The 12,488-nt window shown below is 32.5% G+C and carries 10 protein-coding genes and 1 pseudogene; 5 read left to right on the top strand and 6 right to left on the bottom strand.

What is annotated here, in order from left to right; translation table 11 throughout:
- Positions 1-501, top strand: a pseudogene (locus tag Q0800_RS01395) (MFS transporter); the annotation flags it as partial.
- A gap of 193 nt (positions 502-694) precedes the next feature.
- On the opposite strand, the gene Q0800_RS01390 reads toward Q0800_RS01395, so the two are convergent.
- The 5 genes from Q0800_RS01390 to Q0800_RS01370 form a co-directional block, all read right to left on the bottom strand.
- On the bottom strand, positions 695-862 hold the full coding sequence (locus Q0800_RS01390) for a hypothetical protein (protein ID WP_299126940.1): 168 nt from the start codon (positions 860-862) through the stop codon (positions 695-697).
- A 92-nt stretch (positions 863-954) separates the two neighbouring features.
- Positions 955-1,821 carry an N-acetylglucosamine kinase gene (locus Q0800_RS01385; RefSeq protein ID WP_299126939.1) on the bottom strand — a complete coding sequence of 289 codons (867 nt, stop codon included), beginning with the start codon at positions 1,819-1,821 and terminating at the stop codon, positions 955-957.
- Positions 1,822-1,900: 79 nt separating this feature from the next.
- Positions 1,901-2,902 (bottom strand): type I glyceraldehyde-3-phosphate dehydrogenase, encoded by a 1,002-nt coding sequence (gene gap / locus Q0800_RS01380; protein ID WP_299126938.1) that lies wholly within the window; start codon positions 2,900-2,902, stop codon positions 1,901-1,903.
- Between the two features lie 21 nt (positions 2,903-2,923).
- Entirely contained in the window at positions 2,924-3,910 is a 987-nt protein-coding gene (gene pfkA, locus Q0800_RS01375; protein WP_299126936.1) for a 6-phosphofructokinase, read from the bottom strand.
- 153 nt (positions 3,911-4,063) lie between these two features.
- The gene (locus tag Q0800_RS01370; RefSeq protein WP_299126931.1) at positions 4,064-8,464 is read right to left on the bottom strand and encodes a translocation/assembly module TamB; all 4,401 of its coding nucleotides are present in this window, start codon (positions 8,462-8,464) and stop codon (positions 4,064-4,066) included.
- A gap of 160 nt (positions 8,465-8,624) precedes the next feature.
- Here Q0800_RS01370 and tsaD point away from each other — a divergent pair, with 160 nt between their 5' ends.
- Both tsaD and Q0800_RS01360 read left to right on the top strand, forming a co-directional pair.
- The gene (gene tsaD, locus Q0800_RS01365) at positions 8,625-9,647 is read left to right on the top strand and encodes a tRNA (adenosine(37)-N6)-threonylcarbamoyltransferase complex transferase subunit TsaD (RefSeq protein ID WP_299126927.1); all 1,023 of its coding nucleotides are present in this window, start codon (positions 8,625-8,627) and stop codon (positions 9,645-9,647) included.
- A 2-nt stretch (positions 9,648-9,649) separates the two neighbouring features.
- Positions 9,650-10,354, top strand: a complete 705-nt coding sequence (locus tag Q0800_RS01360) for a 16S rRNA (uracil(1498)-N(3))-methyltransferase (RefSeq protein WP_299126925.1) — start codon at positions 9,650-9,652, stop codon at positions 10,352-10,354.
- Between the two features lies 1 nt (position 10,355).
- Here Q0800_RS01360 and Q0800_RS01355 read toward each other — a convergent pair whose 3' ends face one another.
- Positions 10,356-11,099, bottom strand: coding sequence for a DUF1223 domain-containing protein (locus Q0800_RS01355; protein WP_299126921.1), 744 nt, complete (start codon positions 11,097-11,099; stop codon positions 10,356-10,358).
- A gap of 23 nt (positions 11,100-11,122) precedes the next feature.
- Here Q0800_RS01355 and Q0800_RS01350 point away from each other — a divergent pair, with 23 nt between their 5' ends.
- Together Q0800_RS01350 and Q0800_RS01345 are read left to right on the top strand one after the other, a co-directional pair.
- On the top strand, positions 11,123-11,794 hold the full coding sequence (locus Q0800_RS01350) for a DUF4159 domain-containing protein (RefSeq protein ID WP_299126919.1): 672 nt from the start codon (positions 11,123-11,125) through the stop codon (positions 11,792-11,794).
- A gap of 126 nt (positions 11,795-11,920) precedes the next feature.
- On the top strand, positions 11,921-12,424 hold the full coding sequence (locus Q0800_RS01345; protein WP_299126917.1) for a TrmH family RNA methyltransferase: 504 nt from the start codon (positions 11,921-11,923) through the stop codon (positions 12,422-12,424).
- The last annotated feature ends 64 nt before the right edge of the window (positions 12,425-12,488 follow it).

Below are 12,488 nucleotides of genomic sequence, written 5' to 3'. Positions count from 1 at the left end.
GAACAAGTGATGCTTTATGATAAAATTGAATCGGCTAAAGTAGGAACCTATTTATTATATATGAGACCTGTTATTGGTATAGTCATAGGACTTTTGGCAGATAGAACAAAAGCCAGTCTTTGGATTGTTATAGGCTTCTTTTTAATGGCAATAACAAGCTTAATTTTCACCCTTGATTTACTAAACAACTCAACACCTATGCTATTCATTCTATCTATAAGCACAATGGCTATTGGTGTCTATTCTGCAAGAGTTTTATACTTTGCTACACTAGAAGAAGCTAAAATACCTCTAGCAGTTACTGGTACAGCGGTAGGCTTTATTTCTGTTGTTGGATATACACCAGATATTTTCACAGGTTTAATCAATGGCTATTTTTTAGACACTTATGACGAAGTTATGGGGCATCAAATTGTTTTTGGGGTGATGTTTACTTTTGCAGTGATTGGGTGTATAGCCTCATATATGTTTTACAAATATTCAAAAGAAAAAATAAATTAATTACCTTGATGTTCTTTAACTTTAGGCATGGTTAACAATTTAGTTTGGTGACCGTTCACGTATCTAAAACAATCTTTACCCCAAAATCCGCATCATAATAATTAAACGTTAGATTATTAAGACCTTAAATATTAAGCACAAAAAAAGAGTACATTAATAAGTACTCCTTTTTTATTAATTTATTCAACTAGTATTATTTTCTAGCCTTTTTTTCTTCTCTAATTTCTTTAAATCGTTCAATTGCCGAACCAAATACCCAATAAGGAATAACAAAAGTCAGTAAAAATATCATTAACCAAAAACCAATAGTTAATATGGTTAAAAATGCTAAAAATCCTAGGTATTGATCAAAATCGAACATAATCGTGTTTTAGTTTTTATTTGCAGCACAAAGATATAACCAAATTATAAGTTTTACAATAGACTATTTGAGATTTATTAACAGCTTATAAACTACTTTAAATTTTTTACATGGTAATCTACCAAACCATCTATAGGGCGTCTAACAAAATTACCAACCTTGTAGCCATATTCACTCGCCACTTCAATAATTTCATCTTTAGCAAAGTAAGCGATAGATCCTGCGAAATGCACTGGTGCGCCATTATCTAACTCTTCTTTAAACTGTAGAATCATACTTTCAGAAAACAGTCTAATTCCTTGCTTTATAAGGTTAACTATATAACTAGAGTCCTTATTTAAAAACATAAATTCTGCATGGTTTGCCAAATAAGCACTTGGATTGGCCTGCTTATAAAGGTTATATTTAATAAAATCTGCGTCTAAATTATGCTTATGCTCAAACGCTAATCTTATAGTCTCTGGCATTTTATTATAATAATAGTCTCGTATTAGTTGTTTGCCATAGTAATTACCACTAGCATCATCCATAAGCGTATAACCTAAGCTATCTACACGTTGATGCAGTTCTTTGCCGTCATAATAACTACAATTAGAACCTGTACCAAGTATACTAACAACAGCTGCCTCATCATTACTGTTGATACATGCCCTTACTGCTGCATAGGTATCTTCTCTAACTTCTACTTGGGCTTTGGGAAAAGAAAGCTCTAAAATAGATTTTAGCATGAGTCTGGGCTTTTCTGTACCACACCCAGCTCCGTAAAAAAATATATGAGTTACTTGGTTAGCCAATTCCATTAACTCTGTGCTTTTTCTCACTGTTTTTTTAAGCTTCTTCTCCTCTATAATGGCCGGGTTTAAGCCCTTTGTCCTTATCTTTTCCGCAGCCGTTTGGCCATTTTCATCTATAGCTATCCAGTCGCATTTTGTGGAACCTCCATCTGTAATTAAAATCATATTAATAATGTATAATAAAATTCCGTAGGAAATGAAAATTACATAACACTACGGAATTTATATATTAAATTATGAGGTCTTATAGGTCATTAATTTTTTGCGCTAAGTCTACTAACTTATTAGAGTAACCAAACTCATTATCGTACCAAGATACTAATTTGAAGAATTTAGAGTTTAACTCAATTGCAGAGTCAGCATCAAAAACACTAGTTTTTACCTCACTTACAAAGTCTTGCGACACTACAGCTTCTTCTGTATATCCCATAACACCTGCCATAGATCCTTCAGCAGCTTTTTTAACCGCTGATTTAATATCTTCTAAAGAGGTATCTTTCTTTGTTTTTACTGTTAAATCCACTACAGACACATCAGCTGTAGGCACTCTAAATGCCATACCTGTTAACTTACCATCTAGCTCTGGTATTACTTTGCCAACGGCTTTTGCAGCACCTGTAGATGTTGGTATAATATTATTTAGGGCACTACGTCCTAATCTATAATTTTTTCGTGATGGTGCATCTACTGTAAATTGTGTTGATGTAGCCGCATGTATAGTAGTCATTAAAGCTTCTTCAATACCAAAATTATCTTCTATAACTTTAGCTAAAGGTGCTAAACAATTTGTTGTACAAGATGCATTAGAAACAATCGTGTGGCTAGAAGTTAAGCTACTATCATTTACACCCATAACAAACATTGGTGCATCTTTACTTGGTGCTGAAATTACAACTTTCTTTGCTCCTCCATCTATATGGTATTGTGCTGTTTCTAAAGTGGTAAAAATACCTGTACATTCTGCAACAACATCTGCACCAGCTTCGTCCCATTTTAAATTCTTAGGATCTCTTTCAGCGGTAACTCTAATTGTTTTACCATCTACAACTAAATTTCCATCTTTAACACTAACATCACCATCAAATCTACCGTGAACTGAATCGTATTTTAATAAGTATGCTAAATGATCTACATCTAACAAATCGTTAATGGCAACAACATCAACATCGTTTCTTTTAACTGTTGCTCTGAAAACGATTCTACCTATTCTACCAAAACCGTTTATTCCTAATTTTAAATTTGACATATATATTATTAATTAATTTTATTAAACTGACATTATATCTGAAACTCGTAAAAGTTCCATATTTATTTTAGATTTTCCTTTAACTGCCTGATCAAATGGTGTGATCTGAATTTTATCATTTCTTAATCCTACCATATAATTACTTTCTCCGTTTAAAAGTCCTTCTACAGCTCTAACTCCCATTCTACTGGCTAAAACACGATCGAAACAAGATGGCGGCCCACCACGTTGCATATGACCTAAAACAGATACTCTAACTTCATATTCCGCCATATTTGCATCAACGTAATCCTTAAGTTCAAAAACATTTTTACCTATTTTATCTCCTTCGGCAACAACAACGATACTAGACGATTTACCAGACTGTTTACTGCGTCTTAATGACTCTAACAGTCGATCTAAACCTAAATCTTCTTCTGGAATTAATATTTCTTCCGCACCCGCTCCTACTCCAACATTTAGGGCAATATGCCCAACATCACGTCCCATAACTTCTACAAAAAATAATCTGTTATGTGAACTTGCCGTATCTCTAATTTTATCTATAGCTTCTACAACGGTATTTAAAGCAGTGTCGTAGCCTAATGTATGTGAAGTTCCAAAAATATCATTATCTATAGTACCAGGAATACCCATTACAGGGAAATTATATTCTTGATTAAAAATCATAGAACCCGTAAAACTTCCATCTCCACCGATAACAACTAGAGCATCTATATTTGCTTTTTTTAGTTGCTCGTAGGCCTTAGCTCTACCTTCTTTTGTTCGGAATTCTTTTGACCTTGCAGACTTTAAAATTGTACCTCCTTTATTGATGATTCCCTTTACACTTCTGGCATCCATAGGCGTAAAATCTCCATCAATCATACCCTCATAACCTCTGTAAATTCCTACACATTCAACACTATGAAAAGCACATGCTCTAACAACAGAACGTACTGCAGCATTCATACCTGGCGAATCTCCACCAGAGGTAAAGACCCCAATCTTTTTTATAGAATTTGACATTTGCTAGTATCTATTTGCAGTAAAATTAATAAACTATACATACAATAAAGTTAGTATTATCTTAAAAATCACTACAAAAAGCACTTAAACGTTTTCGCTAAATCCGAGATTTAAAGTTTTACCAAAATTTAAAAATTAAGAAAGACGCAGACTTTAATTTTTTTCTTCTTTCATATTTATAAACTTTGGCATAAGATCTTCGTTATTTACATCCTTCTTTGAAGGCGCTGCTTTAGTACGTTTTTCTTTTTTATTTTTTGCTGAAAAGATAATTTCTATGAGCTCTTTAAACGTATCAAATTCTACATTGTAAGATAACCCGACACCTTGAGTAAAGCCTATTTCTTCACCAAAGTTTCTAATTACGTTTTCCCTATTAAATACTTTAGCCCGTAAAGTACCGTCGTCATTAAGTAACCAATCTATTTGTACATCTCCGGTAATAGTGGTTTTCGCTGCACTTCCAAAAGGCACTCCTACTTTACCATTAACCAAAATTTTATCTGATATTTTAGTTTGAAGTGTTAACCCTACTCTACTATTAGTTTGCAATTCTGGTGTGTCTTGACCTATTTCTAAATCTAAACCAACTGTTAAGTCTTCGTTATCGCCACCTAAAAGATTGTTTACAATACCACTTAATCGTTCTGCTATTGTACCATTAAAATCTAACCCAGTAACACCATTTGCAAAACTACCTGTTGCTAAAAATATTAATGCTTGATTGTCTCTTTCATCTTTTGATGACAATCTGTAGTCTAGCTCAGATTTTACTGTAGAATTTACTGTTGGAAATCTAAAATCGAATTGCGGATCTGGTTGTTCTAATTGACCTGTGAGTTGTATTTCTACCTCAACCGGAATGGTTTGATTAATAGGATTATCTAATAATACCGAAGGATTAGCTGTGCCTTGATATATGGCCTTAATATTAAGCTGAGCCTTCATTGGATCTCCTTCCCAAACGATATTTCCACCGCGCTCAACATTAAATCGTTTTTCTACTAAACCTCGATACCTAAAATTATACACCCCTTCATACACCACAAAATCTCCCCACATATTAAAGGTTCTATTCGTATTAATTAAAAAGTTTAACTCGCCCGCTCCTTTGCCTTTTATAGTACTGCCAGAATCTTTATCTATAACAATTTCAATGGTGGCATCGTCCGTTACGTTAAGATCAAAATCTAAAAGCAGCCCTTTGACTTCAATAACATCAGAAACGTCTCCATTAATGCGTGCTACCTTCTCTTCTGGACTTAAAAAATGAATAAACGAGTTATCGCCAAAACTTTCTGAATCATTTAATGGAATATTAAAAACTGTACCTGGCGCTGTACTGCCCTCTACATCAATAATTAATTGATCTGTAGGCCCTTTAATTTTAGCATTCCCTGCAACAAAACCAGTACCGTAATACAATTCATCCTCGGACTCATCTGTATTTAAAACTAATAGTCTATCTGTTGTTAAATCTAATCCTAAACGCCAATCTGAGAAGTTATTGTGCCCTATAAATCCATTTAGTTGCCCTTGAGAAAAGTATTCTGAGTCTGTCATTGTAACATCATTAAAAACAAACTGCTGTTCTTTTAATGTTACCTTAGAATCAAAGTCAAAACCATAATCTACATTGAGGTAAGGAATGGAAAGACCTGCTCTATCTAGCAGTAATTCGCCATTTATATTAGGTTTTTTTAAACTTCCGGATACTTTTGCATTACCAGAAACCAAACCTCGTATATTACTAATAACACCTTCTCCTAATGGATTTAGTGGGTCTAGCAAAAACTCATCAAATACAACATCTACGTTTATATTTGGGTTTGTTTTACCGACGTCTATATTTCCTTGGGCTAATAATGACGTTATATTATCATTAATTAGTGAAATATCTACCTTATAATCGGTTATAGAATTATTACCCTCTACTTTTGCTGTTAGATTACCCAAATCAAAATCATTAACAAACAAATCATTAATTACAACATTAGATTTAGGTAAGTACACCCCTTTTTTCTGCTCTACATTTAATTTACCGTTTACAATACCCCTTAATGATAAACTATCTATCTGAGGAGTAATTTTAACCAATTGCACTTCTTTAAAGTCTAAGCTGATCTTTTTATTTAAAGAATCATTAATCGTCCCTGAGACTGTAACCTCTTCATTACCTTGGTTTATTTTTATAGGAGAAATATTAAAGGTTTTAAACCCTCTATCAAAACTAATTTTATTAAGTGTGTCTTTTTCAGCATTAATAAACCAGTAGAACCCTTTAAAATTAAAATCAGATTTTCTAAAACCTACAATGGATTTATTAGCCTCGTCAATAGTGTAAAACATATTGAGATTAAAGTTATCGCTATTGTTTTTACCGCCTTTAAATTCAGATTTTATAAGTAAAGTATCGCGTTTGGTGACATTAATTAATGTAAAATCTGAGGCATTATAAACACCAGTGTTTAAACTGTCAATTTCTACAAAGGTGTTAAAAATTGGGTTACTGTTATTAATGGTTAGGTTAATATTATTGGCAAAGTAATCTTGAAACTTAATTTCTGGTGTATTAAAGGCAAATTTAAATCCTTTTTCATCAGTTTCAATCCTACCTTCAATAAAGGTGTTTTTCCCTAATGTTAAATCCTTGTAAAATACGGCTGCAATCTTAGAATAAATATTGAACTTAAAATCTATATACTGGCCACTCTCTAGTTGATTAGGTATATAATTAGTATAGAGACTTCCTACTGAGTTTTCTATGAGATTTAAAACATCTCTAGTTTTAAATTTCCCTGTAACACTGCCATTAATAATGTCTGGCGAATTAATGGCTATACGTCTTACGCCACTTTTAAAGGTAGACACAATATCAAAATCTTCAAACTTATAATTGCTATCTTGGTTTTTATATGTTGTATTTTTAATATTTATAGCACCCGTTGCATCGTCGAAATTAGAGCCTGTGGCCGTTATATTTACTAAGCCTTTAAACTCCGATATATTATCTCTACTTACAAAGTTAAGCACCTTAAGATTGGCATAACCTACATTAGCTTTAAAGTCAAATTTCTTTTTCTCATTAGAAAAGTCTGCTAGGCCTTTAAAATCTAGTTTTAGATTAGGGTCTGTAGAGACTAAATCTCCATTAAAAATCTTATTTCCTAAATCGCCAGCTACAGTTATTCCTTTATAGTTGTAACCGTTATATTCTAAGCTGAAGATATCTCCTGTAACATCTGTTCTAAGATTATCTAAGGTAAACCCCTTACCATCTACATCTACGTTTGCAGATACAAGCTTTACTTTAGGGTCTTCTAGTAATGCACCAAGATCAAATTCTTCAAAAACGATATTACCTCTGTAATTAGCATTATCAATAGCATCAATTTTTGTAAGCTTTAAATCTGATGCTATATAACCTAAATCCGTATTAACTTTTAGGTCTGCGTCAATTTGTTTTGCAGTGATGTAAGACGTTCCAATAATTCTAAAATTTCCTACTTTAGAAAAAACAGAAGGTATAGCATTACCTAAAATATTGGGCAATAAGGCGGTTAAATCATTGTAGTTTGATGCTAAGTTTTTAAATCTTCCGCTTAAAGCAAAACTATCATCTTCTTTACTAAATAAATTATTAAAAGTTATATCTCCTATAATTCTTGTATTCCTCGTAGTACTAGCACTTAGGTTACTAGCCCTTAAGTTGTTTAGTGTGCCAGACAGGTCTGCATTAAAACTACTACGCTGGTTAACTCCAAACTCATCAAAAAACACATTTAATTCTGTAAGTGAAATTTCAGAATCTTTAAAACTTGCAATAACATTAACTTTATCTGTAAAATATTTTAAATCTTCGCGTTTGTAATCAAATCTTAAGTCGCCTTTTAATTCAGAGCCTTTGGTGTTAATAGTTAAGTCATCAAAATTCATGTGGTCTAAGGCGTACTTAAAATTTGTAGTAAGATTAACAACTTTAATACCTCTACTATCTATAAAATTAAAGGTGTTAATACGAGCATCTACATTAGGCCCATTAATTAGGAAATCGGTAGCATTAGCATTTAATTCTGTAAATTCAAAAATTTTGGGTGTTTCTAAATTATCATCCACTAATCTAAAAATGCCGTTTTCAATAGACACATCGCTAGAGGATAGTAAAAATTTATTAGGTCCTTTTCTAGGATTATCATCTTCAAACTTATCTACAAAGACATCTAGATTAGTGTTGTTTTCGCCTGCATAAGTTTTAAGATTGAACACTAAATTTTGTATATCAATATCTCCAAAATTAAGTTTACTATTATACAGATTTTTAAAACTGATGATAGAACTGTTTAATTCTCCTACACTTATGAGTGTGTCTTTTTTATAATCTCTAATTAATATTTCCTTAAATTCAATATCTCCATTGAGCTGCAAACCAACTTTGTTGATATTAATATCTGTTTTAAATTTTCTGTTTAAGCGATTTGTAGCGTACTTACCTAAATTAGTCTGCACAGCAGGTATACCTAAAATTAAAAACACAATAAGAAAAAGAAGTAGCATAATGCCTACTATTTTTCCTATTATTTTGAGTGTCTTTTTGATAAAAATTATGCTTAAGAATTGATGAAATCTTCACTACATTTGCTATTATATTACGTTTGCAAGTAGTACTTTAGACTATACCTGGTAAAATTAACAATTATTGTGCCTATCTAAGACAATGAAAAAAGAAAATATTTATATTTTAGGTATAGAATCATCTTGCGATGATACCTCAGCAGCGGTATTGTGTAACGACAGTATTTTAAGTAATGTTGTTGCAGACCAAAAAATACACGCTGAGTATGGTGGCGTTGTACCTGAGTTAGCCTCTAGAGCACACCAACAAAATATTGTACCTGTAGTGCACCAAGCGCTTGAAAAAGCTGGTATTTCTAAAGACCAACTAAATGCTATTGCTTTTACAAGAGGGCCGGGTCTAATGGGCTCTCTTTTAGTAGGCACTTCTTTTGCAAAATCATTGGCCTTTGGTCTAAATATTCCACTCATAGATGTTAACCATATGCAAGCCCACATATTGGCTCATTTTATAAATGAAACCGATCATAAAACACCTCCGTTTCCTTTTTTAGCAATGACCATATCTGGTGGCCATACCCAAATTGTAAAAGTAAATAGCCATTTTAATATGCAAGTTATAGGCGAAACCATAGATGACGCTGTGGGTGAAGCTTATGATAAAAGTGGTAAAGTTTTAGGCTTAGGGTATCCAGCAGGCCCAGAAATAGACCAACGAGCACAACGAGGTAACCCTAAAGCTTATAAATTCACAAAACCAAAGGTAGATGGGCTTAATTTTAGTTTTTCAGGCTTAAAGACTGCAATTTTATATTTTGTACAACGCGAAACTAAAGCCAATACAAATTTTGTCCAAGAAAACTTAAATGATATTTGTGCTTCTATTCAATATACCATTATTGAAATTTTGATGTATAAATTAAAATTAGCAGTAAAACAAACTGGCATAAAACACATTGCTATTGGTGGTGGCGTGTCTGCAAATTCTGGTATTAGAAAAGCACTCAAAGAAGCAGAAAGCAAACACGGCTGGACGACTTATATCCCAAAGTTTGAATACACCACAGACAATGCTGCAATGATTGCTATTGTTGGTTACCTAAAGTACTTAGAAAACGATTTTTCTGATTTTGATGTTATGGCAACAGCACGATTAAAACTTTGATTATGCAACTATTTTACAACGCATATATTTCCGAGAATGTTACTAGTTTTAGTTTTGACAAAGACGAAAGTAGACACATTGTAAAAGTACTTCGTAAAAAAATTGGAGATGCGTTACACATTACAAATGGTAAAGGTTGGTTATTTGAAGCAACGCTAACATTGGCCGATCTAAAACACTGTTGCGTAACCATTACTTCTAAACGCTTACAACCCAAACGTAATTTTAATTTACACTTGGCTGTAGCACCTACAAAAATGAATGATAGGTATGAGTGGTTTTTAGAAAAAGCTACAGAAATAGGAATTGAAGAAATCACACCAATTATTTGTGATAATAGCGAACGTAAAATTGTAAAATTGGAACGTTTTGAAAAAATTATTCAGTCTGCGATGAAACAGTCCTTACAATATTATTTACCAAAACTGAACAAACCTGTACACTTTAAAGATTTTATAACGAAGGATGTTTCAGACCATAAGTTTATAGCACATTGCGAAGACACCAATAAAAAATCTTTAAAGTCGCAACTTACCAAAGAGAACGATATTACCATTTTAATTGGTCCAGAGGGTGACTTTAGCCCTATAGAGATTGAACTCGCCTTAAAAGCAAATTACATTCCTATAACACTAGGAACAACACGTTTGCGCACAGAAACTGCCGCTATAACAGCATGCCATTCCGTCTCCTTTAGTAATGAATAGTTTATAGTGCTTGCCGATCGGCACCTGTAATATCCAAAGCTTTATCTTGCACAACAACGATTAAGGATATATGGTCATTATCTTCAACAATTTCGGGAATTTGTATAGAACCTTGGCCTAAATGATTGTTGAGCTCAAGGTATGTTTCGTTTACTACTATGTTAGAATTAATCAGCTCTCTATTTTTATTTTCACCGCGTTTTACAGAAGTTTTACGCTCATTAATTACTAAAATACTTCTAAAATGTTTATCTGTAATATCGCCATCGATATGATAATGAAACTTCACTAAATTATCAAGTTTTGAAATTTCAGATAGTTTAATGTGGTTTATGTTTTTCTTTTTAGAATAATGCGCAATTTTTTCATTTACCAAACGCTTATCAGAACCAACTATATGTTCCTTACCATTAATTACTAATTGAGGTTTATAAATGGTACTACTATTAAATTTTAGTCCGTATATGCGCTGCTTTTCTGTATAGGTCGATTTACTAAAGGGATCGTTCCAACCTATATAATTCCAATAGTCTACATGATAAGATAGTGCTATTATTTCGTCATTTTTCAATTGATTAAGATATTCATCTGCTGGCGGACAACTTGAACAGCCTTGAGAAGTAAAAAGTTCTAAAACTACTACATTTTCATCTTTTTCTAGTTTTTCTACTTTTTCCTTACTATACAATAACAACGAAACAATTAAGATCTGAATTACAAATAATGAAAATAATGTGGACTTCATATATTTCTTTTTAAATTTACATTATGATACGTAGGTCGAAAAAAATAAAACCACTTACAATTACATTTGTAATTTCTGTCTTTTTAACATTTTCACAACTTAAAGCGCAAGATGTTGCCGTACTTAAGTACAAAGGTGGTGGAGATTGGTATAGTAATCCTACCGCTTTACCCAACCTAATAAAATACTGTAACGATAATATAGATACTAATATCAACGAAAACATCCAAACCGTTGAAGTTGGTAGTACCGATATTTTTCAATTTCCATTATTGCATATGACAGGTCATGGTAATGTGTTTTTTAATGATGATGAGGCTAAAAATCTTAGAAACTATTTAATTTCTGGTGGATTTCTTCATATCGATGATAATTACGGTATGGAGCCTTATGTAAGAAAAGCACTTAAGACTGTATTTCCTAATAATGAATTAATAGAAATATCAAAAAATCATAACATTTTTAAATCCGCTTATGAGTTCTCTAATGGCCTACCAAAAATCCATGAGCACAACGGTAAGGCTCCTCAAGCTCTCGGTATTTTTTACGAAGGACGTTTAGTATTACTTTTTACTTTTGAAAGTGATCTTGGTGACGGCTGGGAAGATCCAGAAGTACATAATGACCCAGAAGACGTAAGAGAAAAAGCCTTAAAAATGGGAGCTAATATTGTAAAATATGCTTTTGAGAATTAGTTATAAGATATAGTAAGCTAGAGAAAAGCAATTAACTGAATGATGATGCCATACAAAACCGTTTGTAAACACAATATCTAATACCTTACCTCCAACCTCTCAAGTCTAACTTCTAACTTCTAAAAATTGCAGCACACCCACTATACCGCTACCTTTAAAAAACAAAAACATCCTATCAGTTTAGTTTGCGATAATATTAATAATGCCCCAAACATTGGGAGTTTATTTCGTATTGCAGACGCCTTTAATATTGAAGAACTTATCTTTTGTGGCGATAACGTACCATTAGGCAAGCGCATTACCAAAACATCGCGTTCTACCCAAAAATATGTTAAGCATAAGCTTAATACAGATATTAATGCCGTTATTAAAGCTTTAAAAACTTCAAATCATTATATAATAGCTTTAGAGATTACCGATCTTAGTATTGAACTCAATCAGTTTAAACTAAAAACGGATCAGCCATTGGCACTAGTTCTTGGTGATGAAAACTTTGGTATTTGTGAAGATGTTTTACATATGGCAGATACTGTAGTACATATTAACATGTACGGCAATAATAGTAGTATGAATGTAGCACAAGCAACTAGCATTGCGCTTTATGAAATAACTAATCAGCTTAATTACTGAAATTTATCTTATAATCTGTTAGGTTTTAAAATCCTTATAGGTATCAAACATCATTTTCTATATC

Source organism: uncultured Winogradskyella sp., from assembly GCF_937958655.1.
Lineage (GTDB): Bacteria > Bacteroidota > Bacteroidia > Flavobacteriales > Flavobacteriaceae > Winogradskyella.
This window is presented reverse-complemented; position numbering and strand designations above follow the sequence as displayed.

Coding starts and splice junctions, on each gene's coding strand:
- Q0800_RS01390 (WP_299126940.1), bottom strand. CDS start 862: ATGTTCGATTTTGATCAATACCTAGGATTTTTAGCATTTTTAACCATA.
- Q0800_RS01385 (WP_299126939.1), bottom strand. CDS start 1,821: ATGATTTTAATTACAGATGGAGGTTCCACAAAATGCGACTGGATAGCT.
- gap (WP_299126938.1), bottom strand. CDS start 2,902: ATGTCAAATTTAAAATTAGGAATAAACGGTTTTGGTAGAATAGGTAGA.
- pfkA (WP_299126936.1), bottom strand. CDS start 3,910: ATGTCAAATTCTATAAAAAAGATTGGGGTCTTTACCTCTGGTGGAGAT.
- Q0800_RS01370 (WP_299126931.1), bottom strand. CDS start 8,464: ATGCTACTTCTTTTTCTTATTGTGTTTTTAATTTTAGGTATACCTGCT.
- tsaD (WP_299126927.1), top strand. CDS start 8,625: ATGAAAAAAGAAAATATTTATATTTTAGGTATAGAATCATCTTGCGAT.
- Q0800_RS01360 (WP_299126925.1), top strand. CDS start 9,650: ATGCAACTATTTTACAACGCATATATTTCCGAGAATGTTACTAGTTTT.
- Q0800_RS01355 (WP_299126921.1), bottom strand. CDS start 11,099: ATGAAGTCCACATTATTTTCATTATTTGTAATTCAGATCTTAATTGTT.
- Q0800_RS01350 (WP_299126919.1), top strand. CDS start 11,123: ATGATACGTAGGTCGAAAAAAATAAAACCACTTACAATTACATTTGTA.